The organism is Saccharopolyspora thermophila, from assembly GCF_014646075.1.
GTDB classification, from domain to species: Bacteria; Actinomycetota; Actinomycetes; order Mycobacteriales; family Pseudonocardiaceae; genus Saccharopolyspora; species Saccharopolyspora thermophila.
Map to the genome: position 1 here is coordinate 20,747 of NZ_BMMT01000016.1, position 25,400 is coordinate 46,146.

Below are 25,400 nucleotides of genomic sequence, written 5' to 3' on the forward strand. Positions count from 1 at the left end.
CCGGTGCAGTGGGTGGCGGACTGGTCGGTGGCCGACCACCGGGACAATGTGGGAGCGGCTCCGGCTGGCGGGCTGGGTGACCTGGTGGAGGCGTTGCGCGCGATGCCCGAGCAGCGGCTGGCGATCATCGGTGGCCCCGGCTCGGGCAAGACGTCGCTGGCGATCCTGCTGACTCTGGAGCTGCTGCGCGGCCACGCGAGGGCACAGCCGGTACCGGTGATCGTGCTGGCGTCGTCGTGGAATCCGGTCAAGGAGCACTTCGACGACTGGTTGGCGCGCCGAATCGGGGAGGAGTATCTGGGGCAGGGCAAGGATCTCACGCGCGACCGGATCCGTCAGCTGGTCCGCGACCGCCGAATCCTTCCTATTCTGGACGGTCTCGACGAGATGCCGGACCTGCTGCTCGAGGAAGCGCTGGCCAAGCTGAACAGGATGCTGGGCGACGGCTCACCGGTGATCCTCACCTGCCGGGCCGCCGAGTACACCGCCGCGATCACCAACAGGAGCGTGCTCGCCGGCGCGACCGTGGTCCGTGCCCAACCAGTGGGAACCCACACGGCAGCGGACTACCTGCGCCGGACCGCACAGCCGCTACGCCTGCCGCGGTGGGAGCCGGTGCTGTCCGAGCTCATCACCAATCCGGGCGGGCCGATCGCGACAGCGTTCCAGTCACCGCTGATGCTGTGGCTGGCGCGCACGGTCTACCACAGCGGCCCGCACGATCCGGCCGAACTGCTCGACGCGGCACGCTTTCCCGATGCGTTGGCGATCGACCGGCACCTTCTCGACGCCCTGGTGCCCGCCGTGTTTCCGGCCGGCCCGCGCTCGCCCGACCAGCCCAAGCCCATCAGGGATTGGGGACCGTCGCGGGCCCAGCGGTGGCTGGCGTTCCTCGCCGCGCACCTGACGCACTCGCACAGCAGGGAAATCGCATGGTGGCGGCTGAGCCGGGCGTACCCCGTCCCGCTGTTCGAGGTGCCCGCCCTGGTTGCCCTCTACTTCGTCCTGGTGGAGGTGATGAATCTCTTCGTCGACTGGTATCCCAGCCCCGACGCGTTCCAGTCGTTCGAGATCGCCCTCGGCTCGGACATCGCCTTCAAGCTCGCGCTGCTTGGCGGCGTGGTGGTGGGGTTGCTGCGCCTGTGGAAGAGCGACCTGCCGCGGCGGCCAAGGGTACGAGGGCGGCTGACCGGCATCATCATGGCCATCGCGGTCCTGACCGTGCTCGCCTCGTTCCTGGAAAGGGGCGCGTCCATCGTCGTGTACGCCGTCGGCGTCAGCACGGTTCTGGTCGTGGGGCTCGGCGTGCCGATGCCGTCTGCCCAGGTCCTGGGACCCCGTGCGTTGCTGCGTGGTGAACGGGCGAGCACCGCACTGACAGCATCGCTGGCCGGTCCGGTGGTCGGCGCGGCGGTGGCCTGGCTGCTGCCGACGTCGGGGTGGGCGGCGGTGTCCGGGATCTGGCTGATCGGCGGGCTGGCCGCCGCTGTCGTCGTGGTCGCGCTGAGCCCGTGGAGCCAGTGGCTGCTGGCGAAAGCGGTGTTGGCGGGGATGGGCCGGTTGCCCTGGTCCGTGCTGACCTTCCTCGAAGACGCTCGCCGCGCCGGGGTGTTGCGCCAGGTCGGCGGCGTGTACCAGTTCCGCCACGCCCACCTGCAGGCGCGGCTCGCCTCGGCGTGGACCGGGCGACAGGACGTCGTGCCGGCTCCTGACCGTGACGACGCCAATGAGCTGCGCATACACACCCGCAGCCGAAGCCCGCTCAGGCCACAGGTGATCGCGGTGCTGCTGCCGGTCCTGACGGTGGTCTTCATGGTCCAGTCCGAGAACAGCCTGACCGACGCCCAGGCGTGGCTGGGCACCGGCACGCTCGTGGCCGTGCCCGTGCTTGTCGGCTGGCTCCTGACACGCCTGGTGAGCCGGAAGGTCGAGCTGCACCTGACCAGTGAGCTTATCGAGGCGACCGTGGGACGCCGGACGCTCACGTTCGGGTGGGATGATGTCGCGGAAGTCGCCGTGCGGCCGTTCGGCAGGAGCGAGGACGTCATGCTGCACGTGCGTCCGGTGTCCGAGGTGGAGCTCGCCCCGTGGGTACGGGTCGACTCTGCCGGATGGATCGCGATGTACCCGTTGGGTACCGACGGGACCGTACCCCCTCAGCTCGAACAGGCGCTCGCCCGCTTCGCGGGAGAGCGTTGGAAGCCCCTCGACTGAGCCTGAGCAGCCGCGCGCGAACGGGCCGTGCGACCAGCACACGGCCCGTTCGGCGAAGCCCGTTTCGAGCGGTCAGCGGTTCCCCTGCGCGGGTTCGGCAGACTCGCCGCCGATGTCGAGCAGGGACCTAGTGATGCACGTTGCCTCCGCCGTTGCCGCCGATTCCGCCGCCGCCGCAGCCGTCACCGCCGAAGCCAGGACCACCGTGGCCGCCGTGACCACCGTGGCCGGCGAGGGTGCCGAGGCCGTTGGCGTCGCCACCACCTCCGCCGTCGCCGCCGTCACCACCACCCTGGCCACCGCCGGTGCCACCGCCGTCGCCGCCGTCGCCGCCGCCGATCACGAACGGCCCCCAGCCACCGTGGAACGGCCACGTCGTCAGGACAGTGCGCCCCGGTAGGACATCCACCCGTTGGTCGTCAAGCTCCGCGGAGCTCAACGGTCGAACTGCGTCGAACACTCGGTTTCCCCCTCGGCATCGCGGGCGCGGATCGCGAACGAAGATGGATGCCGCAACACGGTGCACGCCCCCAGATCCGCTTACCGACGCCCCAGTTCGTCGGACCTGATGGAGGATAGGGGCATCTGCGGTTCCGCGCAGTCCGCGAAACAGGTTCCGCCTACGCAGATGCCGGTACCTCCTCCGGTGTGACCGCTGCGTGCCGGGAGACCGTCGAGCTGCCGACCACCGGGAGGTCGAACTGGACTCGGTCCGCGCGCGTGTAGACGTTCATCGACGTGCCTCGCAGGAAGCCGACGAGCGTCAGCCCGCGGTCCTCGGCGAGCTCCACGGCAAGTGACGAGGGTGCGGAGACCGCAGCCAGCATCGGGATACCGGCCATCACGGCCTTCTGCACCAACTCGAAGGACGCCCTGCCGCTGACCAGGAGTATCGTGCCGCGCAGCGGCAGCCATCCGGAGCGCAGGCTGTGCCCGATGACCTTGTCCACGGCATTGTGCCGCCCCACGTCCTCCCGCAGGCACAGGAGCTCGCCGTCCGCGGTGAACAGTCCGGCCGCGTGCAGGCCGCCGGTGCGCGCGAACACCCGCTGGGCCGTCCGCAGTCGGTCTGGCAGGGCCGTCAGTGTCTCCGGCTCGACGTGCAGGGGATCCTCGGCGACCGTCCACGGCGCGGTCGTGCGCACCGCGTCGAGGCTCGCCTTCCCGCACAACCCACACGACGACGTGGTGTAGAAGTTCCGCTCAAGCGACTGGTCGGGAACGGCGACACCTGGGGCCAGCGCGACGTCCACGACGTTGTAGGTGTTGCCGCCGTCGCCCGTGGCGCCGGCGCAGTACCGGATCGCGGCGATGTCGGCGGACTGTCGCACCACTCCCTCGCTGAGGAGAAAGCCCGCGGCCAGGTCGAAATCGCTCCCCGGGGTGCGCATGGTGACAGTCAACGGGCGGCCATCCAGGCGGATCTCCATCGGCTCCTCTGCCGCGAGTGTGTCCGGCCGCTGCGATGCCGCGCCATCCCGAATGCGCAACACCCGTCGCCGTGCGGTTACTCGGCTCATTGGACGTGTTCCTGTTCGGTTGGGGTGGTGCTGGGTTCGAGGCGGATGATGACGCCCTTGGAGGTGGGGGTGTTACTGATGCGGGCGGTGCTGTCGAGGGGGACGAGGTTGTTGGTTTCGGGGTAGTAGGAGGCGGCTGAGCCCGGTGTGGTGGGGTAGGCGATGACACGGAAGTTGCGCGCGCGGCGTTCGATTCCGTCGCGCCACACCGTCACCAGGTCGACCTCGCTGCGGTCGGGGATGCCGAGTGCGTCCAGGTCGGATTGGTTGACGAGTACCACCCGGCGGCTGCCGTGGATGCCGCGGTAGCGGTCGTTGGTGGTGTAGGGAATGGTGTTCCACTGGTCGTGGGAGCGCAGGGTTTGCAGGACGAGGTGTCCTTCGGGGGGTTGGATCATTTCGAACGGGTTGTGGCTGAACAGGGCTTTGCCGGTGGCAGTGGGGAACCGCCGGTCGTTGACCGGGTTCGGTAGCCGGAACCCGCCGGGTTGGGTGACACGGGCGTTGAAGTCGTCGAAGTCGGGGATGACGCGGGCGATGCGGTCGCGGATGGTGTTGTAGTCGGCTTCGAATTCCTCCCAGGGGATGGCGGGTTCGTTGCCCAGTGTTCGTCGGGCCAGGCGGCAGAGGATGGCGACCTCGCTGAGGAGGTGGGGGGAAGCGGGTTCGAGTCGTCCGCGGGAGGCGTGCACCATGCTCATGGAGTCCTCGACCGTGACGAATTGTTCTCCGCTGGCCTGGATGTCACGGTCGCTGCGGCCCAGGGTGGGCAGGATCAGCGCGGTTTCGCCGCAGACGGTGTGTGAGCGGTTCAGTTTGGTCGAGATGTGCACGGTGAGTCGGCACTGGCGCAGGGCCTGCTCGGTGAGTTCGCTGTCAGGTGCGGCGCGGACGAAGTTGCCGGCCACGCCGACGAAGACTTTCGCGCGGTGTTCGAGCATGGCGCGGATGGCGTTGACCGAGTCGTAGCCGTGGTGGGTGGGTGGGGTGAAACCGAACTCGTGGCCCAGTGCGTCGAGGAACTCCTGCGGCATCTGTTCCCAGACACCCATGGTGCGGTCGCCCTGCACGTTGCTGTGGCCGCGGACCGGGCAAACGCCCGTGCCGGGGCGGCCGATGTTGCCGCGCAGCAGCAGGAAGTTGATGATTTCGCGGATGATGGGCACGCCGTGTTTCTGCTGGGTGATGCCCATCGCCCAGCAGACGATGATCCGTTTGCTGGCCAGGACCCGGTCGCGGACCTGCTCGATCTCGGCGCGGGTGAGACCGGTGGCGGTGCGTACCTGGTCCCAGTCGAGCTTGCGTGCCTGTTCGGCGAACTCGGCGAACCCGCTGGTGTGCGCGGCGATGAACTCGTGGTCCAGCACCGTGCCGGGGTTGGCGTCCTCGGCCTGCAGGAGCAGGAGGTTGAGTGCCTTGAACAGGGCGAGGTCGCCACCGGGGCGGATCTGCAGGAACTGGTCGGCGATGGGCGTGCCCCGGCCGAGCAGGCCGCGTACTGTCTGCGGGTGCTTGAAGCGCAGCAGCCCGGCCTCGGGCAGCGGGTTGACCGCGATGACCTGGCCGCCGTTGCGCTTGGTGCGTTCCAGCGCGGACAGCATGCGCGGGTGGTTGGTGCCGGGGTTCTGGCCCACCACGAACACCAGATCCGCCTGGTAGAGGTCCTCCAAACTCACGTTGCCCTTGCCGATACCCAGTGTTTCGCGCATCGCGGCGCCGCTGGACTCGTGGCACATGTTGCTGCAGTCGGGCAGGTTGTTGGTGCCGTAGGCACGGGCGAACAGCTGCAGCAGGAACGCGGCCTCGTTGCTGACCCGGCCCGAGGTGTAGAAGATCGCTTCGTCGGGGCTGTCGAGCCGGCGCAGCTCGCCGGCGATGAGATCCAGCGCCGCATCCCAGTCGATCGGTTCGTAGTGATCCGCACCCGGCCGCTTGACCATGGGCTCGGTGAGCCGCCCCTGCTGGTTCAGCCACAGATCCGACTGCCGGTCGAGCTCGGAAACAGGATGCTCGCGGAAGAACTCAGCGGTGACCCGCCGGGTGGTGGCCTCGTCATTGATGTGCTTGGCACCGTTCTCGCAGTACTCGTTCAGGTGCCGATCCTTCGGGCCCGGTTCCGGCCAGGCACACCCCGGACAGTCGATGCCCGCGGCCTGATTGATGTTCAACAGCGTCAACGCCGTGCGCCGCACCGAGGTCTGCTGCAACGAATACTGCAGGGCGTGCGCCACAGCGGGCAGTCCCGTCGCCCACTCCTTGGGCTTGGTAACGGACACACCATCACCCGGTTCCCGGTTCACGCTCGTCTCCTTCGATCCCCGTCGGGCGGCGGCACCGCCCGGACCCGCATCGCAGCATCCGCCACCGCGGTGCGAAAAAGCAAAGAGAAGTTCCGGATCGCGCGATAACCGCCGTCTATCGCGGATCGCGGGGAGGTGATCTGGTTCAGCAGATGTGCGCATGGTCACGTTGTCCACTGTGGTCGTCACGTTCTGGTGTGGCCGCCGGCGCCCGCGTCACCGGCCGTGGCGGCGACCACCGTTGAGCCGAACCGGATGGCAAACTTTATTGCCCATCTGGCAAAGGCGCCGGGCGGGTTGCCCGATTCCCGGGACCCGGGTCGGCAGTGCTGGATAGGGTGCCCGGTGATCGACGGCTGCGGCGGGGGCTCCGCCTGCGCACTGTTGCGGGAGGAAAATGTGCGGTTCAACGACAGCGGCGGGCCGCAGACCGCTGCTGAGCAGCGGCTCGACGACCTGCTCACGGGGCGCCTGGCGCAGACCGACGGACAGGTCGAGCGCGCCGCCGCCGGGGCGGCACAGGAGCGGGAGATCCGCGGGGAGTTCCTGGCCCGCCGGTTGATCGACTCGCTGGAGGAGGACGGCTGGCGGCCGTTCGCCCGGCGCAGTGTGCAGCCGCTGGTGATCCGCGTCGCGGACGCGCTGATCACCGGGGCGTTCGAGGTGCGCAACGCCGACCTGCCCTACCTGGTGGAGTTCGTGGACTGCCGGTTCGAGACCGCGCCGGACCTGCGCCAGGCGCGGTTGGCCGGGCTGGTGCTGTCGCGCTGCCGGTTCCCCGGGCTGCTGGCCCGCAACCTCACCGTCAGCACCGACGCGGTGCTGGTGGACTGCGCGAGCATCGGAGGTGTCGTCGACCTGGCGGATGCGGAGCTGGGCGGTTCGCTGCTGCTCACCGGCAGCGAGCTGCGCAACCCGGGCCAGCGGTGCGTCTACGCCGACCGGCTGTCGGTCACCGGCGCGCTGCTGGGCGTCCGGCTGCGCACCAGCGGCGAGATCCGCATCCCGGGTGCGCAGATCGGTGGGAACCTGACGCTGTCCGGTGCGGCCCTGCGCAACAGGAGCCGCACCGCACTCAACGCCACCGGCGTCCGCATCGGCGGTTCGCTGCGCCTCGACGTCGACCGGGCGACCGGTACCGCGTTCACCGCGGCGGGCCGATTGGTGCTGCCGAGCGCGCGCATCGCCGGTGACCTGCGGCTGCGGGGCGCTGTGCTGGAACCGGGCGTGCCGCCGCCGCGACGCAGCGACTCGCAGTACCACGACCCGGCCGCCACCGTCGTCGCCGACCGCTGCGAGGTTCGCGGCGACGTCCAGTTCGACGGGGACTTCCGCAGCGGCGGCACGATCCGGCTGGTCAGCGCCGTCATCGGCGGAAACCTGCGGATGCCCGGGGCGCGGATCGACGTCGGGTGGCTGCGCTCGCCGGCGGAGTCGGTGGAGCAGCCGCTGCGCGCGGTGCACCTGGACGGCACGCAGATCCGCGGGAACCTCGACGCCAGCGCGGCGCAGGTGCGCGGTCAGGTCCGGATCACCGACGTCCAGGTCAGCGGCAGCGTGCAGCTCACCAACGCGCGGCTGGTGGGCCCGCGCACCGATGTGCTGCGGGCGAGCCGGATCAGCGTGGGCAGCAACCTGGAGTGCCGGGATGCGGAGATCGTCGGATCGCTGCAGCTGCCCGGCGCGCGGGTCGGTGCGAACGTCGACCTGCGGTCCACGCAGCTCACCAAACCCGCCTGGCACGGGCACCGCAACACCTACAAGGCGTCGCTGGACCTGCGGGCCGCCCGCATCGAACGCGACCTGATCTGCGCCGAGGGCAGCAGGCCGTTCCGCGCCGAGGGGGCGGTGGAGCTGCGGTGGGCGCAGATCGGCCGCCACCTCAACTTCTCGGGCTGCGAACTGGGCGACGGCACGTCCAGAACGGCGCTCAACGCCTTCGGCGTGGTGGCCCAGGATCTGACGCTCCTGCCGAACGAGGCACCGCACGGGCGGATCGCGCTGGGTCAGGCGCAGTGCGAGCTGTTCGCCGACAACGCTGCGGTCTGGCGGGCCACCGGCGGTGTCGACTTCGACGACTTCAGCTACACGAACTTCGCCGACTCCTTCGAACACCACGACCGGGACCGGGTTCGGCAGCGCCTCGACTGGCTGCGCGCCACCTCCGGCGGCGCCTACCAGCCGGGCCCCTACGACCAGCTGGCCGAGGTGTTCCGGGCCAACGGCCTGGAGGAGCACGCGGTCGCGGTGCTGATCGAGAAGCAGCGCCACCGCTACGCCGCGATCGCGGCCACGGCCCGTCCGGGCCTGCGGTGGCCGGTGCGGATGTGGAGCCTCCTGCAGCGGCTCACCGTCGGCTACGGCTACCGGCCGCTGCGCGCGCTGGCCTGGCTGCTGCTGTTCGCTGCGGCGGGCACCGCGTGGTTTGACGCCCACCCGCTGGTCCCGATCAACGAGCAGGACCACCCGGTCTGGAGCCCGCTGCTGTACACAGTGGACCAGATGCTGCCGGTGGTCACCCTGGGCCACGACGACATGTGGCAGGCCCGGGGAGTCTCCCAGTGGGTCAGCGTGGTTCTCGTGGCGGTGGGCTGGATCCTGGCCACCACCATCGCAGCGGGCATCAGCCGAGGACTGAACCGCGACCGCTGACGCAGCCGGTCCAGGAACCCAAAAGCTACGGACAGCGGCCGTCCGGTGTTCGCGCGAGGGCGGAACCGCCAAGCGCTGCGGCCAGCAGCAGTGCGGCGCCGAAGAGGTAAACGGTCGCGATGCCGAGCCCATCGGCGAGGAGACCGCCCAGTAGGAGGCCGACCAGTCGGCCGGTCTGGAACAACGCGTCGAACCCGGCGAACACGCGGCCCCGCACGGCCTCCTCGGTGCGGACCTGGACGAGGCTGGTGAACGTGATGGTGCCGGTCGAGGCGCCCGCCCCGTGGAGCACCAGCGCTCCGGCGGCCACCGGCGCCCGCGTCGTCAACGCCAGCAGGAGGTCCACCAGACCACGCAGCCCGAAGGAACCGAAGACGACGCCCGGACGCGCTGCGTCGCGCACTAGGCGGTTCAGCAGCGCGGGACCGGCGAGGGCGCCGACCGCGGTGGCGGCCAGCAACCAACCGAACCCCTGCGGGCCCAGGCCGAGGCGCTGGCGGGCGAGCACCACGAGCAGCGCGCCGGTCGCCCCGGAGGCCAGGGCGGCGAGCAGGTGCGCGGCAGCCAGCGCGCGCAGCAGCCGGTCGGTGACGAGCAGGCGCGCGCCGTCAAGCGCATCGCGCAGCCAGCCGCGCGAGGACGCTACGACCCGGCCACCGGGTACCGCCAGGCCGGTGAGCAGCGCGGCGCTGATCGCGAAGGACGCGGCGTTGATCCAGAACGCGGCGGCGAACCCGGCCGCGGCGACGAGCACCCCCGCCAGCGGCGCCAGCGCGATCTGCGCGACCACCGCGGTGGTCCACACACCGGAGTTGGCGGCGACGAGCTCGCGTTCGCCGACCATCGCGGGCAGCAGGCTGTTGGCCGCGGGGCTGAAGAACACTGTGGCCGTGGACAGCGCGAACGCGATGGCGTAGATCGCGGACACGTGCGCATCGACCAGGGGCAGCGCCGCGGCGAGTGCGGCGCGGACCAGATCGGCCGTGATCATGACCTGGCGCCTGGGCAGGCGGTCGACCACGACACCGGCCAGGGGAGCGAACAGCAGGGGCAGGGCGTCGGCGACCACCACGCCCGCCACGCCCAGGCCCGAACCGGTGCGGTCCAGCACCAGCAGGAGCAGGGCCACCCCGGACAGGAGGTCCCCGGCGCGCGAGATCACCGAAGCCGCCCACCACCGCCGGTAGGTGGGGCGCGCGAGCAACGCGCGCACCGTGGTCCGGCCCGGTTCCGCCGTCACGGTTGCCCTCCCGCCCCGCGACGGGCCTCACCGGGCGTCGCGCGGATGCGGGCGCGGGGTGAGCACGTCGGAAACGGGCCTGGTGTCCGCGTTGGCGGCCCGCACCGCCTCGGCCACGATCTCGTGGTCCGGGGACAGGACGCAGACCGGGTCGGTGCGGGCGGCGTCACCGGTGAGCAGGAACGCCTGGCAGCGGCAGCCGCCGAAGTCGATGTCGCGCCGGAAGCAGGTGCGGCACGGTTCGGGCATCCAGTCGGTGCCGCGGAAGCGCTGGAACAGCGGCGACTCCGCCCAGATCCACGCCAGCGAATGCTCGCGCACGCTCGCGCGCGGCAGCGGCAGTACCTGCGCGGCCGGGCAGGGCAGCACGTCCCCGCTGGGCGTCACGGTGAGCTGGCGCCGTCCCCACCCGGCCATGCAGGGCTTGGGGTAGTCGTCGTAGTAGTCCGGCAGGACGTAGATGATCTCCATCCGACCCGCCAGGCGCCGCCGCGCGGCCCGCACCACCGCCTCCGCCCGCTCCACCTGTTGCCTGCTGGGCAGCAGCGCGGCGCGGTTGCGCAGGGCCCAGCCGTAGTACTGGGTGTTGGCCAGTTCGAGGCGGTCGGCGTCGAGCTGCTCGGCCAGGGCGAGCACGTCGGCGATGCGATCGAGGTTGAGCCGGTGCAGGACCACGTTCACCGTCAGCGGCCAGCCGAGCTTCTTCACCAGCCGGGCCGCGGCCACCTTGCGCTCGAAGGAGGGCAGGCCCGCGATGCGGTCGGACATGGCCGCTTCGTGCGCCTGGATGCTGATCTGCACGTGGTCGAGACCGGCGTCGCGCAGCTGCTCGGCGCGGCGCGCCGACAGCCCCAGCGCACTGGTGATGAGGTTGGTGTACAGGCCCAGCTCGCTGGCGGTGCGCGCGATGTCCACCACGTCCCGGCGCTGCAGCGGCTCGCCGCCCGACAGGTGCAGCTGCAGGACACCAAGATCGCGGGCTTCGGCCAGCACCCGCCGCCACTGCGCCGTGGTGAGCTCGTCGCGGTAGTCGCCCAGGTTGACCGGGTTGGAGCAGTACGGGCAGTGCAGCGGGCACTCGTAGGTGAGCTCGGCGAGCATCCCGAGCGGTCTAGTCATCACCGACCTCCACGTACCGCTTGACGACGAGCCGGGCGAGGAACGCTGTCACCTCGTCGTCGACCACCCGGTCGTAGCGGCCGCGCAGGTTCGCCACGATGTCGGCCACCGTTCGGCTTCCGTCGCACAGGTCGAGGATCGACGCGCCCGGCCGGTTCAGAACCGACACGGACTCCGGCCCCAGCAGAACGTGGCGCCCGCGCGACCGGTCGAAGGCCAGCCGCACGTGCGCCGCCAGCCTCGGGCGGCTGGACCGGGTCACGTCGGTGCTCATCGCCCTCCTCGCGGACGACCCCGCGCGGGCGCTACTCCTCCATCCGCGCCACATACATCGTGATCTCGGACGCGCACACGAGTTCCTCGAACTCCGGGGCCTCCCACTCGACGTCCTCGAACTCGGGGATCTCCCACCCGAGAACGGACCGCGGGGCATCGGATTCCATGACCGGCACCTCCCTCCTGTGCTCCGAGCGCGGAGGCCGAGAGAGCGTCCCGACGGCGGAAGTCGCCGGAGGCAACGGGCAATTCCGCCGGGGCGTCCTGGCAGCCGGGTGCCCGCGGTACCACGGTTGCGGGAGTGACCGCGAGCGTGCGTCGCGTGGGAAACAGCGGAGAACCAGCGGTCGTTCGGCAAATGTTCCCGGGCCATCCGACACCACCCCCGATGTGTGGATGGAACCCCTACCCCGGCAGGATAGCCCCGACCCGGCGCGGCCGTAAGGCGCATCGGCCCCCGCCGCACGTGCGGTTCAGCGCGCACGAACACGCGCTTCGGCGCGTGCCAGCCGGGCTCGGTGCAGCAGCGTGTCGAGCGCGAACGGCCCGGCCCCGAGGACGGCGATCAGCAGGAAGATCCAGGAGTACATCGCCGCCAGTTCCCCGGCGTTCTGGATCGGTAGGTGCGCGCGAGGCTGGTGCACGCTGAAGTAGGCGAACGCCATGGTGCCCGAGCTCACCACCGCGGCCGGTCTGGTGAACAGCCCGAGCAGCACCAGGCCACCGAACACGAACTGGATCAGCCCCGCCCACCAACTCGGCCACTGACCCACCGGAGTGGGCACTGGGGCGCCCAGCACGCCGAAGAGCGTCGCGGCCCCGTGCAGCACGAACATGAACGACACGACGATCCGAGTCAGGGACAACACGACACCGCCCAGTCGAAGTTCCACAGCCTGCGTCACGACGCACCCCCAACCGTTCCGCTCCCTCTCGGCTATCCGCGTCGTGGCACCGCCAACCCGGATGCCCGGTAATACCCGGACCGGCCGTTCATCAGCGGGCGCACCCCCAGTTCGGCGTCCACTGCTGAACGGCCGGTCACGTGCTGCGCAGCGCGACGCAGCACTCGGCGGGGCGCGGCTCGAGGACGGCTTCCACGGACCGTGCCTGCAAACCGGCGAGGAAGCCACGCAGGAAGGCGTGGTTGATGCCGCACACCAGCTCGGGCGACCGTGCGGTGAGCGGGTGGAACGGGCAGTTGCGCAGCCGCAGGCACGTCGGAGTCTCCCTTTCGGGTTCGAAGCCGTAGCTGACCAGCACCTGCCCGGTGCTGGTCAGCGCCCGTTCGGCACCGAGGCGTCCCGGGCGGCTGCGCGCGCGTTCCTCGGCGCCGAGCCGCTGCCCGCGCTCCTGTGCCACGCGCAGCGCCGCCTGCACGGCGTTCTCCTGCGCGCCCTCGGTGAGCACCGCGTCGAGCAGGATGTCGGCCAGCAGGTCGTGCCGACGTGGCGGGATGCTCACCCGGACGTCGACGCCGGTGGGTTCGTACACCTTGGGAACGCGGCCGACCTTGCGGATGCCGCCGACGGGCTCGAAGCGCGCGCACAGCAGACCGGCCTCGACGAGCTTGTCGAGGTGGAAGGCGGCGAGCTTACGGGAGATGCCGACCGCCGCGGCCGCCTCGTCGCGGGCGACCGGCCGTCGGGCGTGCCGGATGAACTCATACATCCCGCAGCGCAGTTCGTCGTCCAGGGCGGCCACCGCCGCGACAGCGGAAGCGGCCCGGGCCTTCCTGCGGGCCATGCCTCATCCTACCGCCGTTTTGCGCGAATCACGGTGTCCCGAAACCGGCAGCGGCAGCCTCGTGCCAGCCGGGACAGCGGGATAAGCCCACCGCGGTTGGTGAAAAACGGCCGCTGGGGAGGTTACCCAGCGGTAGGGCGCCGGCTCAGCCCGGGTCGATGTTGCGGAGCACGAAGCGGTCGAGGGGGTGTGCTCGGGCGTCCGAGGGGGCGACGACGAGGCCCGTCCGCGGTTCGGGCGCAGGTGGGGGACGATCGCTGAACCGGCGCATGCGGCGGCCGCACTCCCGGTAGTAGTGCAGTTGCCGCTGGCGGCCGAACAGCGCCCAGCCCAGCCGCAGGGCGGGGCCGAGGGTGGGGGCGCGCTGGGAGTAGGCGTCGATGACGAACTCCACCTCGCCGGTGTTCTCGTCCTTGACGACCTCGTAGCTGATCCTGCCGCGTTCCAGGTGCCCGTGCAGGGTTTCGTAGCTCCAGCCCCACACCCGCCGACCGGCGTCCTGGCGGTCGACGACCCCGGTCACCCGCACACCGACGTAGAACCGCATGCCGGAGAACCGGCCTTCCAGCAGCATGGTCCGGCCCAGCAAGGGTTCGTCGGCGTCGTACGCCGCGCGCACGATGTCCGGGGCCGAGAACTCGTAGTGCCGGACCAGCCGGCACGCGGTCTCCCACGCCCGCCCCGGTTCCGGGGGGCCCGGGGACTCCGCGGGGAGCCGGGTGCTCCACCGGTCGAAGCGCCACGCGGGTCCGCCGACCTCGTCGGCGGTGTAGTTCACCTCGCGGCCGCGCAGTTGCGCCAGCCTCCGCGCCACGTCCACCCCGGCGAAGCCGGTGGCCGGACCGCTCATTCGCACAGCCGCAGGGCATCGCCGATCAGCCACAGCATCGGCGGCCACAGACCGACGAACAGCGCCCGCCGTTCGGCGTTGCCGCGCTCGGTCTGGTCCACGGTCTTGGCCCGGATCCACAGGCCGATGCACAACCCCACCGCCCCCAACGACATCAGGTGCAGGTGGGAACTGCGCAGTCCCACCCGGTGCAACAGCCCCACGACCATATCCGCTCCCGCTGGTGTCGTCCTGTTTCCCGGCGGGTACCCGCTGCGCAGTTCCGTATTCGGACCGCGAGGAGAGCGATGACCAGCTGGCGACGGCGGGCCGCGACCATCGTGCTCCGCTGGTTCCTGGGTGTGGCGCTGGTGTCGTGGCGGTACATGTGGCAGACAACCCCGCTGTACCGCACCGAGCACGTGGGCGAACTGCCGGAGGAACCGCCACCGATCCCACCGGAACTGGTCGACGACGACCTGCAACTCGACCGCGACGGCGTCGGCTCGCTGTACCACCGCCAGTTCCGGGTGGATATCGCCGACGCCCGGGTCGATGCCGAACAGCTGGTGGGCGCGGTGATCCGCGACTTCGAGAGGTTCGTGCCGTCGGAGGTCGTGGGCATCCGCGGCAGCAGGTCCGACCTGCGCGTGGGCGACGAGTTCGTCGTGGAGATGCCCGGACCGTGGAACGGTCCGGTGCGGGTGGTGCACGCCGACGGCACGTGCCTGCGGCTGGCCACGCTGTGCGGCCACCTGGAGGCCGGGCAGATCCAGTTCCGCGCCCGACCCTGCGGTGAACTCCTCCAGTTCCGCATCGACGCGTGGGCCCGCCCGAGCACCCGGCTGGTGAACCTGCTCTACGCGCACCTGCGCCTGGCCAAGGAGATCCAGCTGAACATGTGGGTGCGGTTCTGCCGCGCGGCGGCCGACGCGGCCGGTGGCCGGCCCGCCGACGGCATCCACATCCGCACCCACGCCATCCCCGCGGCGACCGGACCGTGACTCAGCGAAGCAGCAGACCCGGCAGTTCGGCGATGGAGTCCAGCACGTGGTCCGGTTCGCCGGACGCGGCGTCGAGGGCCTGCGGGGTGAACTTGCCGGTGCGCACCAGGACTCCGGTGATGCCCAGACGTTGCGCGGCCAGCACGTCGGATTCGACGTCGTCGCCGACCATCGCGGTGCTGCCGGGTTCGGCGTCGATCTCGCGCAGCGCGGAGCGGAAGAACTCCGCCGAGGGCTTGCCGACCACGGTCGCCTCGCGGTGGGTGGCCCGCTCGATGCCCAGCAGGAAGGCGCCGGTGTCCAGCTGCAGCCCCTGGTCGGTGCGCCAGTACAGGCTGCGGTGCATCGCCACCAGCGGTGCGCCGCGCTGGACGTGGGCGAACACCCGGTTGAGCGTGCCGTAGTCGAACTCCGGTCCGGCACCGCCGAGGACGACCACGTCGGGGTCCTCGGCGACCAGCTCCACACCGGTCAGGTCCGCGCTGATGTCACCGCTGTTGACCAGCAGGCAGCGCGCCCCGGGGTGGTGGCGCCGGAGATAGGCGGCGGTGGCGGCGGGGGCGGTGCTGATCTCGTCGGCGGTGACGTCGAACCCGGCTTCGGTCAGGGTCGTCGCGATCGCCGCCCGCGTCCGGGTCGTGGTGTTGGTGACCAGCAGGACGTTGATGCCGCCCGCGCGCAGTTCGCACAGCGCGTCGGCCGCGCCGGGCAGCGGCCGCCAGGAGACGGTCAGCACCCCGTCGATGTCGATCAGCGCGGCCCGCGTGTTCGCCATCCCCGCAGGGTAGGGCGCGGGTCCGGAACCCCGAAACCGGTCAGGGCGTCGCGGCGGTGACGTCCGGCCACACCTGGTCGCGCAGCGACAGGAACAACGTCCGGGAACCACACCGGCGCCAGGTGGACCGTCAGCGCGGCACCGCGATCATGACCTCGACCTCCACCAGAATCTCCGGCCTGGCCAGCGCGGACACCACGATCAGTGACTGGGCGGGCCAGTCGCCGCCGGGGAACCAGCGGGTGAACGCCTCCCGCACGCCGGCGCGGAAGCCCGCCAGGTTCTCGGCGCCCGCGACCATGCTGAACACCTTCACCAGCTGGTCCGGTCCCGCTCCCGCGGCCCGGAACGCCCGCTCGATGTTGGCGAACACGGCCCGGGTCTGCGACTCCGCGTCCTCGCCCGCCAGGCTGCCGTCCGGCAGGACGCCGACCTGCCCGGAGACGACCACGAGCTCGTGGTCGGCGGGCACGTGGCTCAGATGGCTGTACAACCCGATCGGGGCCGCCAGGGTCTCCGGGTTCCAGCGCCGGATCATCGGTTCTCCTTGTTCATCCACAATGGATAATTGTGGGGTGGTCAGGGCGTTCCGTGGCACGCGGGTGGTCCGTGCTGGCAGATGATACTGGTGCTGGAGACGGTGGAAACGTTCAGGTGTCAGCGGCATTCCGGGAAACGCTTTCCAAGATGAGTACGAAGCGTGTCACTCAATCTACAAAGGACATTCGTCTGCGGCGGCAGCATGCGGGGAGCGGCCGGGGCTGCTCGACAGGATCCTCGGCGCCACCGGCCGCTCCCCGGCTTCGGCGCTGACCGCCCAGGCTCGTCAGGGCCTTGGTTCGGCCGGAACCGGTGTGGGAGCACCGGCGTCGGTATCCTCGGTGACGTCGCCGGGGGAGCCGTTCCGCGCCGGTCCGGCAATCCCGCCGGTTCGGTCCGTGGCGAAGGTGCTCAGCACCGGTTCGGCGGCCAGATCCTTCCAGAGCGACACCGCGACCCCGACGACGACGAGCAGGAACGGTGCCGAGCTGACGATCACCATCTGCTGCAGCGCATCCAGGCCACCGGCGGCCAGCAGGGCCATCGCCGCGGCGCCGGTCACCGCGCCCCACAGCGCCAGGATCCACCGGGGTGGCTGCTCGGTGCCGTGGCTGGTCAGCATCCCGAGCACGAAGGTGTTGGCGTCGGCACCCGAGACGAAGAACAGCACGACGAGCACGATCGTCACCACCGAGGTGATCGTCGGCAGCGGCAGCGACTGCAGCGTGGCGAAGAACGCCGCGTTCGCGTCGGCGGCGGCCGCCACCGCGATGCGGGTGGTGCCGGCCAGGTCGCTGTGGATCGCGGTGCCGCCGAAGACGGTGAACCAGACCGAGAAGACCACGCTCGGCACGAGCAGGACGCCCACGATGAACTCCCGCACCGTGCGCCCGCGTGAGATCCGCGCGAGGAACACGCCCACGAAGGCGGCCCAGGACAGCCACCAGGCGAGCATGAAGTAGGTCCAGGTCTGCATGAAGTCCAGGTCGCCGTCGGCCGGGGTGATCAGGCTCGTCGACACCAGCTCGCCGAGGTAGCGGCCGACCGACTGCACGTAGAGGTCGGCCAGGTAGGTGGTGGGGCCGACGACGAGGACGAAGACGAACAGCAGCGCACCCAGGCCCATGCTGGTCTCCGACAGGTAGCGGATGCCGCGAGCGACGCCGGTCAGCGCGGACGCGGTGAACAACAGGGTGATGACCCCGATGATCACGAACTGCACCGGTCGGGAGGTGGGGATGCCGAACAGCGCGGTGAACCCCCCGTTGATCTGCATCGCGCCGAGCCCGAGCGAGGTCGTGGTACCGAACAGCGTCGCGACGATCGCGAACACGTCGATGGCCCCGCCGACCGGCCCGCCGGTGCGCGCGCCGAGCAGGGGCCGGAACAGCGCGCTGACCAGGCCGGGGCGGCCGCGGCGGAACATCGACCAGGCCATCGCGAGCCCGACCACCGCGAAGATGCCCCAGGCGTGCAGACCCCAGTCGAAGAACGAGAACTGCATCGCGGTGATCGCCGCACCCGGAGTCATCGGTGCGGCCAGCCCGTGCGGCGGGTTGGCGAGGTGGGAGATCGGCTCGGCGACACCGTAGGAGATCAGCCCGATGCCCATCACGGCCGACAGGATCATCGCGTACCAGGTGAGCCGTGGGAACCTCGGTCGCTCGTCGGCGCGGCCCAGGCGCAGCCGGCCGTACCGGCTGCACGCCAGGAAGACGAGGAACACCAGGAATCCGAACGACACCAGCAGGTATGCCCAGCCGAACCCGCGGGTGATCGCGTCGAGGGCCGCGGAACCCGCCTGGGACAGCGAGTCCCCGGCGGCGGCACCCCACACCACGATCGCGAGGGTCAGGGCCAGTGAGGTGTACAGGGCGGGGCCGGGACGCCGGCGATCCGGCGGTGCGGTGGGGGAATCGGACATCGTTGTCTCCGTGAGCTGGTTCGACGAACGGTGCAGTGCGTCCTGCCCGCAGGGGCAGCCGGTGTGATTCAGGCACTGTTGCATGCAAGAAGTCGGCGGTCAATACCGAATTTCACCGCCCCCGTGGCGACCTCGTGGGCGGTGTTCAGCTAATTGATCAGGGCTTTATCGGTCCTGTTGTACGGGCGGGATGGATCTATTGACGTTCGCAGAAGCGGTCATCTAGCTTCTGTTGCATGCAAGAAGACGGGGTGCGGGTCGCCCGGCGTGGCGCCCAGGAACGGGTCGTCGCCGGGGTCCGGCGCGGCATCATCGAAGGTCGCCACCTGCCGGGCCAACCGCTGTCGGAACAGGCCCTGGCCGCCGAGTACGACGTGTCCCGGACTCCGGTCCGGGAAGCGCTCAAACAGCTGCAGATCGAGGGTCTGGTCGAAATCCGGCCGCGGGTCGGCACGTTCGTCCGATCCCCGAGCCGACGCGAGATCGTGGAGCTGTTCGAGCTCAAGGAGATGCTCGAGGGCATGGCCGCGCGGCTGCTCGCAGCCCGCGGCGCGGTCCCGGTCCTGGACGAACTCGAGGAGAATATCGAGCGTTCCGGCCACGCCGTGGCCCGCGGCGACGCCGAGGGCTACGCGACCCTGGTCCACGAGTTCCACGAACTGATCGTGCGCGGCGCGGACAACACCCAGCTGCAGTCGCACTACCGGACCCTGATGAACCAGCTCGCCTACCACCGGCTGGTCTCGGCGTCGCTGACCCGCCCGGGACGGCTCGGCGCCTCGCTCGCCGAGCACCGGCACGTGCTGGAACTGATCCGCGAGAAGGACGGTTTCGGCGCCGAGTTCGCCATGCGTGACCACGTCCGCTCCAGCGAGCGGGCGACCCTGACCGCCGACGACCCGCTCACCGGCGGTCGACCCCTTCGGAAGGAGCTCTGACATGCGGTTCTCGATCTTCCACAACGTCGGCGCACCAGGCCGGCTCGACGACGTCGCCAGCGTGCTCGACGAGATCCGCGAGATCGCGACCTTCGCCGACACCGCCGGCTTCCACTCCATCTGGTACACCGAGCACCACTTCGGCCACGAAGGCTACGAACTGGTGCCGAACCCGGTCCTCATGTGCGCCGACATCGCCGCCCGGACCTCGCGGATCCGGATCGGGCAGGCCGCGAACATCGTGACCTTCTGGAACCCGTTGCGCCTCGCCGAGGACATCGCACTGCTCGACCAGCTCTCCGGCGGCCGCGTCGAGGTCGGCATCGGCCGCGGGCTCTACGGTCGCGAGGCAATGAACCTCAACCCGGTCGCCGACCCCCGCGACCAGGAGCAGAACCGGGCCCTGTTCGAGGAGACCGTCGAGATCCTGCGCAAGGCGTGGAGCGGGGAGTTCTTCACCCACCACGGCCGCTTCTACCAGTACCCCGCCCCGGGCGTCACGTGGAACCACCCGCTGTCCCCGCCGTCGCCGGAGTTCGTCGGCGAGGACGGCACGATCTCGGCGCTGCAGGTCGTGCCGCGTCCCTTCCAGCGCCCACACCCCCCGCTGTCGCAGGTCATCGACACCCCGCGGTCGATCCAGGGCGCCGCCCGCGCCGGGAGGAAGGGCATCTTCTGGATGCCGCCGATCTCCGAGCTCAAGGGCAGGTTCGCGCTCTACCGCGACACCCTGGCCGAGGCCACCGGTGTCGAGCAGGAGCTGGGCACCGGCCTGTCGCTGGTCCGCGACGTCTACGTGGCCGACACCATGGAGCAGGCCCGGGCCGACTTCGAGGAGGCGCTGCTGACCTCCTACCGCTGGATCTGCCACTGGCGGGGGCTGAACAACCTGCGCGAGGTCGGCGAGGACATCACCGGTCGCGAGCTTGACTTCGACTTCCTCGCCGAGCGCAACCTCCTCGTCGGCACCCCGGATTACGTCGCCGAGAAGGTGCACGAACTGCAGCAGGAGCTGAACCTGCAGGACCTGATGCTGTGGACCACCCACCCGGGCCTGGAGCACCGCAAGGCCATGCGCAGCTTCGAGCTCTTCGCCGAGAAGGTCATGCCGCAGTTCTCCGGGGCGGCGTCGTGAGCGCCGGCATCCGCCGGATCGTCACCGTCGTCGAGGAGACGCTGCGCGAGGTCGGCGAACCGGTGCGGACCCCGGTGCGTCGCGCGGCCGCCGTCGCGGTGGTGGCCAACCCGTGGCTGGGCCGCGGAATCCAGGACGACCTGTCCGCCGAGGTCGCCGCGCTGGCCCCGGAGATCGCGCACGCGCTGTCGGACCGGCTGCTCGACGTGTTCGGCGGCGCCGAGCACGTCGAGGCATTCGGCAAGGCCGCCATCGTGGGCTTGGACGGCGAGATCGAGCACGCGGGCGCGCTGATCCACACCCCGTACTTCGGCGATGTGCTGCGCCACCGAACCGACGGCGAGTCGATCATCGTGTTCTCGGACCAGCGTGCCGCCGCGGGCACGACGTTGTCGGTGCCGATCTGGCACAAGACCCGCGCGTCGACCCGCTCGCACTACCAGACCGTGCCGGTCCGGGTGCCGGACGCTCCGCGTCCCGGTGAGATCGCGGTGATCGCGGCGGCCTCCGACGGACCCCGCCCGAACGCCCGCATCGGGGACCGGCGCACCGACACCGCGCTCGCCGACCACGTCCTGAACCGAACCCGATCCGAACAGGAGCTCGTTCCGTGAGCGTCACCATTCGCAGCATCCACACCACGATCGACGAGATCCACAGTGAAGGTGGGCGCCCCGTCCAGCCCGCGGCGCGCGTCGCCGTCGTGCTGGCCGTCATCGAAAACCCGTGGGCGGGACAAGGTTTCGTCCAGGACCTCGGACCGACGATCGACGCGGTCGCGCCGGAGCTGGGCAAGCTGCTCAGCGCCCGGGTGGTCAGCGCGCTGGGCGCGCCGGTCGAAGCCTACGGCAAGGCCGCGATCGTCGGTCTCGACGGCGAGATCGAGCACGGCTCCGGGCTCATCCACACGCTGAAGTTCGGCGACCACTTCCGTCACGCCGCCGCCGCGACCACGCTGCTGCCGGCCGTGGAGAAGCGGGCCCCGGCCGGCACCGTGTTCGACATCCCGCTCAAGCACGTCACCGATGCCACGATCCGGTCGCACCACCAAACCGTCGAGGCCCGGGTGCCGGACGCCCCGCGGGCGGACGAGATCATCATCGGTCTCGCCGCCGCCGCCCAAGGCCGTCCGCACGCCCGGCTGGCACCGCTGGCGAGCGAGCAGTGAACACCTCGGCGGCTGACGTGGTCCTGCTGCACGGTGTCGGCCTCGACCACACGATGTGGCACCGCGTCGCACCGGAGCTCGTGGCCGCGGGCCACCGCGTCCACGCACCGGACCTGCTCGGTCACGGGACGGCGCCCGACGCGGCGCCGGGCACGGCACTGGCCGACCTGGCCGCCCCGGTGGCGGGACTCATCGCGGAAGCGGACACCCCGGTACACCTGGTGGGCTTCTCGCTCGGTGCCCTGGTGGCGAGCCGGGTGGCCCTCGACCACCCCGCGCGGGTCGCGTCGCTGACACTGGTCAGCGGCGTGGCCAACCGGTCGGAAACCGAGCGACGAGCGGTCGCGGCCCGGCTCGAGGCAGCGCACCGCGACCTGGCGGGCGCGTTCGACGCGGCGGTGGACCGGTGGTTCTCGCCGCGCTGGAGGAACGCCGAACCCGACCTCGCCGCCGCGATCCACGACGTCCTGCGGGCCAATCGGCCTACGTCGTACCTCGCCTGCTACACCGTGTTCACGGCGGCCGATGCCGAGCTCTGGCCGGAACTGCCCCGCATGGTCCCGCCGGTGCTCGCCATCACCGGCGAGGACGATCCCGGATCCACCCCGCGGATGGCGGCGGCGGTCGCCGATCGCGTCCCACGCGGAAGGTGGGCCACCGTCCCGGGGGCCCGCCACCTGCTGCCGCTGGAGCGTCCGGACGCGGTCGTCGCCGCGGTCCTGGCCCAGATCCGCGGCCTCCCACTCGATCTTCCAGGAGCGATGGTTCCATGAGCACCGCAGCCCGAACCGGCCCTTCCACCACTGTGGACGCCGAACGCCTGCCCCGCTGGGAACACCACATCGGCGGCGAGCCGGTGCCCCCCGCGGAGGGCCGCTACTTCACCAGCGACAACCCGACCACCGGACGCCCGTGGTACGAGGCCGCCCGCGGCAGCGCGGCGGACGTCGAGCGAGCGGTGACCGCGGCGACCCGGGCGTTTCAGTCGCCGAGCTGGCGGCGGCTTTCGCAGACCCGCCGGGGCGCGTTGTTGCGCCGGGTCGGTGAGCTGATCGGCGAGCGCGCCGAGGAGCTGGCCCGCATCGAGACGACCGACAACGGCAAGCTGCTGCGGGAGATGACCGCGCAGCTGGCCGGGTTGCCGGAGTACTTCTTCTACTACGCCGGGCTGGCCGACAAGATCCACGGTGAGACGATCCCGGCCAGCAGCGTCGACGTCCTCAACTACACGCTGCGCGAGCCGGTCGGCGTGGTCGGGGCGATCACGCCGTGGAACTCGCCGCTGACCCTCACCGCCGCCAAGCTGGCTCCCTTGCTGGCCTGCGGCAACACCGCGGTCGTCAAGCCCTCGGAGTACACCAGCGCCTCGATGCTCGCCCTGGCGCCGCTGTTTGAGGAGGCGGGTTTCCCGCCCGGGGTGGTCAACGTCGTCACCGGGCTGGGCACCGAGGCCGGAGCCCCGCTGGTCGACCACCCCGGGGTGGCCAAGCTGTCGTTCACCGGCAGCACCGCGACCGGGGCGTGGATCGCCGAGCGGGCCGGTCGGCGACTGGTCCGGGCCGGGCTGGAGCTGGGCGGCAAGTCGCCGCAGCTGGTCTTCGCCGACGCCGATGTCGCCGCCGCGGCCAACGGCGTGGTCGCCGGGATCTTCGCGGCCGCCGGCCAGACCTGCATCGCGGGCAGCCGGGTGCTCGCCCACCGCTCGATCTACGACGAGCTGGTCGAGCGGGTGGTCGCCCGGGCCGCCACGATCCGGATCGGCGACCCGATGGCCGCCGACACCGAGCTCGGGCCGCTGGCCATGCCGGCCCAGCTGGCCAAGGTCGAGGAGTACGTGGCGGCCGGCCGGGCGGACGGCGGCACCGTCGCCTACGGCGGTGGCCGCCCGGATGTCGGGCTCGGCGGCTGGTTCCACGAGCCGACCGTGTTCACCGGCCTGACGAACGACGCCCGCATGTGCCGGGAGGAGATCTTCGGCCCGGTCGTGGCGATCATCCCGTTCGACGACGATGACGAGGCCCTGCGGATCGCCAACGACACCAACTACGGCCTGGCCGCCGGCGTCTGGACCAGGGACCTGGCGCGTGCGCACCGCGCGGCGGCCGCGCTCGACGCGGGCACGGTCTGGGTGAACATGTACCGCGCGATGTCGCCCATGTCGCCACGGTCGGGGTTCAAGAGCTCCGGGCTCGGCGTCGAGCACGGCACCGAGGTGGTCCGCGAGTACACCCGGCTCAAGAGCGTCTGGATCAACACCAGTGACGAGCCCACCGGCGACCCGTTCGTCCTGAGGTCCTGAGCGGAGGCACCATGACAACGCTGCATCCCACCACCGCCGCAGACGGCACCGTGGACACCGCGGGACTGCGGGAAGCGTTCGGTCGTTTCCCCAGCGGGGTGACCGCGGTGTGCGCGCTCGGGGAGAACGGCGAGCCGATCGGGATCGCCGCCAGCTCGTTCGTCGGTGTGTCGCTGGACCCGCCGCTGGTCGGGCTCTGCGTGCAGTACACCTCGACCACGTGGCCGCTGCTGCGCGAGCGCCCCCGGGTGGGACTCTCGGTCCTCGGCGCCGCCCAGGACCGGGCCTGCCGCCAACTCGCCTCCAAGACCGGCGACCGGTTCGCCGGTCTCGACTGGCACACCACTGCCGAGGGCGCCCTGCTGTTGCACGGCGCGACGGCGTGGCTGGACTGCTCGGTGGAGCGCACCGTTCCGGCCGGTGACCACGAATTCGTGCTGTTCCGGGTGCAGCGCCAGTGCACGCACCCGCACCTGGGGCCGCTGGTGTTCCACGCGAGCACCTTCCACACGCTGGCCGGGTTGGAACGGGCGTCGTGACCGCCCAGCTGGACCCGCAGCTCGCCCCAGCGGTTCCGCACGCCGATCCGACGGCCCGGGTCGGCCCGGCTCTGGCGGCGTTGCGTGCCGGACGGCCGGTGCTGGTGGTCGACGACGCCGGCCGGGAGGACGAGGGCGACGTCGTCCTCCCGGCGGCGCTCGCCGATCCCACGTGGGTGGCGTGGACGGTCCGGCACACTTCCGGCCTGCTCTGCGCGCCGCTGGAAGGTGATCGCGCCGACGAGCTGGACCTGCCGCCGATGGTGCGGCACAACGCCGACCCACACGGCACCGCCTACACCGTCTCGGTGGACGCGGCGGAGGGCATCGGGACCGGGATCAGCGCCGCCGACCGGGCGCGCACCGCCAGGGTGCTGGCCGACCCGCGGTCCGTGGCCGACGACCTGCGCCGCCCCGGGCACGTGCTGCCGTTGCGGGCCCGCCCCGGTGGTGTCGTCGAGCGCGCGGGGCACACCGAGGCCGCCGTCGACCTGTGCCGGCTGGCCGGCCTGCCCCCGGTCGGGGTGATCGCCGAGCTGGTCACCGGGCCGGACGAGCCCGGCGCGGGTGCCACGGCGTGCCGTGCCGAGGTCGCCGAGCTGGGCCGGCGTTACGACCTTCCGCTGCTGGACGTCGCCGACCTGATCCGGTACCGGCTGTTCTTCGGCGACGGGCTGCGCGGGCGGGTCACCCGTGGGGCCCGGGCGGCGTTGCCGACCGCGCACGGTGGGTTCGACGCCATCGGGTTCCGTGACGAGGTCACCGGTGCGGAGCACGTCGCGCTGCTGGGCCCGTCATCGACTGGGCGGCCGCTGGTCGCGGTGCACGTCGAGTGCACGGTCGGTGGCGTGTTCGGCAGCCGGGCGTGCGACTGCCGCCGGGAACTGGAGGCGTCGCTGGCCGCCGTGGCAGGCACCGGCGGGGCAGTGGTCTACCTGCGCCCGGGCTCGGTCGCGGCGCCGATTCCGCTCGGCTGCGTCGGAAACACCCGCTGCGAATCGCACGCGGCTGCGGCCGCGGCCATCCTCGTCGACCTCGGGCTCGTCGAGGTCCGGCTCCGGGCGAGCGGAAGCGTCGAGGCGTCCGCGCTCGCGACCGGCGGTATCCACGTCGTCGCCTGACCACCGACCGCACGACGCTCCCGAGACGCCCGCCGGGGCGGACGATGGCGGCCCACCGTGG

General features: G+C 71.2%; 25 protein-coding genes. 12 read left to right on the forward strand and 13 right to left on the reverse strand.

Annotated elements, in window-relative coordinates; all coding sequences use genetic code 11:
- Positions 1–102 precede the first annotated feature (102 nt).
- Complete coding sequence (locus IEY17_RS19820; protein WP_229680355.1) at positions 103–2,214, forward strand: NACHT domain-containing protein; 2,112 nt, start codon at positions 103–105, stop codon at positions 2,212–2,214.
- Between the two features lie 133 nt (positions 2,215–2,347).
- Positions 2,348–2,614, forward strand: coding sequence for a hypothetical protein (locus tag IEY17_RS19825; RefSeq protein WP_188989977.1), 267 nt, complete (start codon positions 2,348–2,350; stop codon positions 2,612–2,614).
- Positions 2,615–2,834: 220 nt separating this feature from the next.
- On the opposite strand, the gene fdhD is transcribed toward IEY17_RS19825, so the two are convergent.
- Complete coding sequence (fdhD, locus tag IEY17_RS19830; RefSeq protein ID WP_188989979.1) at positions 2,835–3,734, reverse strand: formate dehydrogenase accessory sulfurtransferase FdhD; 900 nt, start codon at positions 3,732–3,734, stop codon at positions 2,835–2,837.
- Positions 3,731–6,034, reverse strand: a complete 2,304-nt coding sequence (locus IEY17_RS19835) for an FdhF/YdeP family oxidoreductase (protein WP_229680337.1) — start codon at positions 6,032–6,034, stop codon at positions 3,731–3,733. Before IEY17_RS19835 ends, fdhD begins: the two co-directional genes overlap by 4 nt.
- Before the next feature lie 399 nt (positions 6,035–6,433).
- Here IEY17_RS19835 and IEY17_RS19840 point away from each other — a divergent pair, with 399 nt between their 5' ends.
- A complete protein-coding gene (locus IEY17_RS19840) occupies positions 6,434–8,686 on the forward strand; it encodes an oxidoreductase (protein WP_188989984.1) in 2,253 nt (750 codons plus the stop codon).
- 25 nt (positions 8,687–8,711) lie between these two features.
- Here IEY17_RS19840 and IEY17_RS19845 read toward each other — a convergent pair whose 3' ends face one another.
- From IEY17_RS19845 to IEY17_RS19880, 8 genes are all read right to left on the reverse strand, one after another.
- Positions 8,712–9,926 carry an MFS transporter gene (locus IEY17_RS19845; RefSeq protein ID WP_229680338.1) on the reverse strand — a complete coding sequence of 405 codons (1,215 nt, stop codon included), beginning with the start codon at positions 9,924–9,926 and terminating at the stop codon, positions 8,712–8,714.
- A gap of 27 nt (positions 9,927–9,953) precedes the next feature.
- Positions 9,954–11,045 (reverse strand): pyrroloquinoline quinone biosynthesis protein PqqE, encoded by a 1,092-nt coding sequence (gene pqqE, locus IEY17_RS19850; protein ID WP_188989985.1) that lies wholly within the window; start codon positions 11,043–11,045, stop codon positions 9,954–9,956.
- The gene (gene pqqD, locus IEY17_RS19855) at positions 11,038–11,319 is read right to left on the reverse strand and encodes a pyrroloquinoline quinone biosynthesis peptide chaperone PqqD (RefSeq protein ID WP_188989987.1); all 282 of its coding nucleotides are present in this window, start codon (positions 11,317–11,319) and stop codon (positions 11,038–11,040) included. Before pqqD ends, pqqE begins: the two co-directional genes overlap by 8 nt.
- Before the next feature lie 31 nt (positions 11,320–11,350).
- Positions 11,351–11,488, reverse strand: a complete 138-nt coding sequence (gene pqqA, locus IEY17_RS19860) for a pyrroloquinoline quinone precursor peptide PqqA (RefSeq protein ID WP_188989989.1) — start codon at positions 11,486–11,488, stop codon at positions 11,351–11,353.
- 306 nt (positions 11,489–11,794) lie between these two features.
- Positions 11,795–12,226, reverse strand: coding sequence for a DoxX family protein (locus IEY17_RS19865; protein ID WP_268240376.1), 432 nt, complete (start codon positions 12,224–12,226; stop codon positions 11,795–11,797).
- Between the two features lie 136 nt (positions 12,227–12,362).
- A complete protein-coding gene (locus IEY17_RS19870) occupies positions 12,363–13,067 on the reverse strand; it encodes a helix-turn-helix transcriptional regulator (protein ID WP_188989991.1) in 705 nt (234 codons plus the stop codon).
- A 145-nt stretch (positions 13,068–13,212) separates the two neighbouring features.
- A complete protein-coding gene (locus tag IEY17_RS19875) occupies positions 13,213–13,917 on the reverse strand; it encodes a DUF1990 family protein (RefSeq protein WP_188989994.1) in 705 nt (234 codons plus the stop codon).
- Positions 13,914–14,126: a hypothetical protein gene (locus tag IEY17_RS19880; protein ID WP_188989996.1), complete on the reverse strand. Its 213-nt coding sequence runs from the start codon at positions 14,124–14,126 to the stop codon at positions 13,914–13,916. The genes IEY17_RS19875 and IEY17_RS19880 overlap by 4 nt, the downstream gene beginning before the upstream one ends.
- A 78-nt stretch (positions 14,127–14,204) precedes the next feature.
- On the opposite strand from IEY17_RS19880, the gene IEY17_RS19885 reads away from it, so the two are divergent.
- Positions 14,205–14,900 (forward strand): DUF1990 family protein, encoded by a 696-nt coding sequence (locus tag IEY17_RS19885; protein WP_188989998.1) that lies wholly within the window; start codon positions 14,205–14,207, stop codon positions 14,898–14,900.
- A 1-nt stretch (position 14,901) separates the two neighbouring features.
- On the opposite strand, the gene IEY17_RS19890 is transcribed toward IEY17_RS19885, so the two are convergent.
- The 3 genes from IEY17_RS19890 to IEY17_RS19900 form a co-directional block, all read right to left on the reverse strand.
- Positions 14,902–15,675, reverse strand: coding sequence for an HAD-IIA family hydrolase (locus tag IEY17_RS19890; protein ID WP_188990000.1), 774 nt, complete (start codon positions 15,673–15,675; stop codon positions 14,902–14,904).
- Positions 15,676–15,805: 130 nt separating this feature from the next.
- Positions 15,806–16,213: a RidA family protein gene (locus IEY17_RS19895; protein ID WP_188990001.1), complete on the reverse strand. Its 408-nt coding sequence runs from the start codon at positions 16,211–16,213 to the stop codon at positions 15,806–15,808.
- Positions 16,214–16,501: 288 nt separating this feature from the next.
- On the reverse strand, positions 16,502–18,139 hold the full coding sequence (locus IEY17_RS19900; RefSeq protein ID WP_188990003.1) for a BCCT family transporter: 1,638 nt from the start codon (positions 18,137–18,139) through the stop codon (positions 16,502–16,504).
- Positions 18,140–18,375: 236 nt separating this feature from the next.
- Between IEY17_RS19900 and IEY17_RS19905 the strand changes: the two genes are divergently transcribed.
- The 8 genes from IEY17_RS19905 to ribB are packed head-to-tail and all read left to right on the forward strand — an operon-like array spanning position 18,376 to position 25,339.
- On the forward strand, positions 18,376–19,077 hold the full coding sequence (locus IEY17_RS19905; RefSeq protein ID WP_188990005.1) for a GntR family transcriptional regulator: 702 nt from the start codon (positions 18,376–18,378) through the stop codon (positions 19,075–19,077).
- A 1-nt stretch (position 19,078) separates the two neighbouring features.
- Entirely contained in the window at positions 19,079–20,212 is a 1,134-nt protein-coding gene (locus IEY17_RS19910; protein WP_188990007.1) for an LLM class flavin-dependent oxidoreductase, read from the forward strand.
- Positions 20,209–20,826 carry an amino acid synthesis family protein gene (locus IEY17_RS19915; protein WP_188990009.1) on the forward strand — a complete coding sequence of 206 codons (618 nt, stop codon included), beginning with the start codon at positions 20,209–20,211 and terminating at the stop codon, positions 20,824–20,826. Before IEY17_RS19910 ends, IEY17_RS19915 begins: the two co-directional genes overlap by 4 nt.
- The gene (locus tag IEY17_RS19920; protein ID WP_188990011.1) at positions 20,823–21,380 is read left to right on the forward strand and encodes an amino acid synthesis family protein; all 558 of its coding nucleotides are present in this window, start codon (positions 20,823–20,825) and stop codon (positions 21,378–21,380) included. Before IEY17_RS19915 ends, IEY17_RS19920 begins: the two co-directional genes overlap by 4 nt.
- The gene (locus IEY17_RS19925) at positions 21,377–22,153 is read left to right on the forward strand and encodes an alpha/beta fold hydrolase (RefSeq protein ID WP_229680339.1); all 777 of its coding nucleotides are present in this window, start codon (positions 21,377–21,379) and stop codon (positions 22,151–22,153) included. The genes IEY17_RS19920 and IEY17_RS19925 overlap by 4 nt, the downstream gene beginning before the upstream one ends.
- Positions 22,150–23,679 (forward strand): aldehyde dehydrogenase, encoded by a 1,530-nt coding sequence (locus IEY17_RS19930; protein ID WP_188990014.1) that lies wholly within the window; start codon positions 22,150–22,152, stop codon positions 23,677–23,679. Before IEY17_RS19925 ends, IEY17_RS19930 begins: the two co-directional genes overlap by 4 nt.
- Before the next feature lie 11 nt (positions 23,680–23,690).
- The gene (locus IEY17_RS19935) at positions 23,691–24,218 is read left to right on the forward strand and encodes a flavin reductase family protein (protein ID WP_188990016.1); all 528 of its coding nucleotides are present in this window, start codon (positions 23,691–23,693) and stop codon (positions 24,216–24,218) included.
- The gene (ribB, locus tag IEY17_RS19940) at positions 24,215–25,339 is read left to right on the forward strand and encodes a 3,4-dihydroxy-2-butanone-4-phosphate synthase (protein WP_188990018.1); all 1,125 of its coding nucleotides are present in this window, start codon (positions 24,215–24,217) and stop codon (positions 25,337–25,339) included. The genes IEY17_RS19935 and ribB overlap by 4 nt, the downstream gene beginning before the upstream one ends.
- The last annotated feature ends 61 nt before the right edge of the window (positions 25,340–25,400 follow it).

What these genes read in the sequence shown, in the direction of transcription:
- IEY17_RS19820 (WP_229680355.1), top strand. Translation starts at nt 103, where the DNA reads ATGCCCGAGCAGCGGCTGGCGATCATCGGTGGCCCCGGCTCGGGCAAG.
- IEY17_RS19825 (WP_188989977.1), top strand. Translation starts at nt 2,348, where the DNA reads ATGCACGTTGCCTCCGCCGTTGCCGCCGATTCCGCCGCCGCCGCAGCC.
- fdhD (WP_188989979.1), bottom strand. Translation starts at nt 3,734, where the DNA reads ATGAGCCGAGTAACCGCACGGCGACGGGTGTTGCGCATTCGGGATGGC.
- pqqE (WP_188989985.1), bottom strand. Translation starts at nt 11,045, where the DNA reads ATGACTAGACCGCTCGGGATGCTCGCCGAGCTCACCTACGAGTGCCCG.
- pqqD (WP_188989987.1), bottom strand. Translation starts at nt 11,319, where the DNA reads ATGAGCACCGACGTGACCCGGTCCAGCCGCCCGAGGCTGGCGGCGCAC.
- pqqA (WP_188989989.1), bottom strand. Translation starts at nt 11,488, where the DNA reads ATGGAATCCGATGCCCCGCGGTCCGTTCTCGGGTGGGAGATCCCCGAG.
- IEY17_RS19870 (WP_188989991.1), bottom strand. Translation starts at nt 13,067, where the DNA reads ATGGCCCGCAGGAAGGCCCGGGCCGCTTCCGCTGTCGCGGCGGTGGCC.
- IEY17_RS19875 (WP_188989994.1), bottom strand. Translation starts at nt 13,917, where the DNA reads ATGAGCGGTCCGGCCACCGGCTTCGCCGGGGTGGACGTGGCGCGGAGG.
- IEY17_RS19880 (WP_188989996.1), bottom strand. Translation starts at nt 14,126, where the DNA reads ATGGTCGTGGGGCTGTTGCACCGGGTGGGACTGCGCAGTTCCCACCTG.
- IEY17_RS19885 (WP_188989998.1), top strand. Translation starts at nt 14,205, where the DNA reads ATGACCAGCTGGCGACGGCGGGCCGCGACCATCGTGCTCCGCTGGTTC.
- IEY17_RS19890 (WP_188990000.1), bottom strand. Translation starts at nt 15,675, where the DNA reads ATGGCGAACACGCGGGCCGCGCTGATCGACATCGACGGGGTGCTGACC.
- IEY17_RS19895 (WP_188990001.1), bottom strand. Translation starts at nt 16,213, where the DNA reads ATGATCCGGCGCTGGAACCCGGAGACCCTGGCGGCCCCGATCGGGTTG.
- IEY17_RS19900 (WP_188990003.1), bottom strand. Translation starts at nt 18,139, where the DNA reads ATGTCCGATTCCCCCACCGCACCGCCGGATCGCCGGCGTCCCGGCCCC.
- IEY17_RS19905 (WP_188990005.1), top strand. Translation starts at nt 18,376, where the DNA reads ATGCAAGAAGACGGGGTGCGGGTCGCCCGGCGTGGCGCCCAGGAACGG.
- IEY17_RS19910 (WP_188990007.1), top strand. Translation starts at nt 19,079, where the DNA reads ATGCGGTTCTCGATCTTCCACAACGTCGGCGCACCAGGCCGGCTCGAC.
- IEY17_RS19930 (WP_188990014.1), top strand. Translation starts at nt 22,150, where the DNA reads ATGAGCACCGCAGCCCGAACCGGCCCTTCCACCACTGTGGACGCCGAA.
- IEY17_RS19935 (WP_188990016.1), top strand. Translation starts at nt 23,691, where the DNA reads ATGACAACGCTGCATCCCACCACCGCCGCAGACGGCACCGTGGACACC.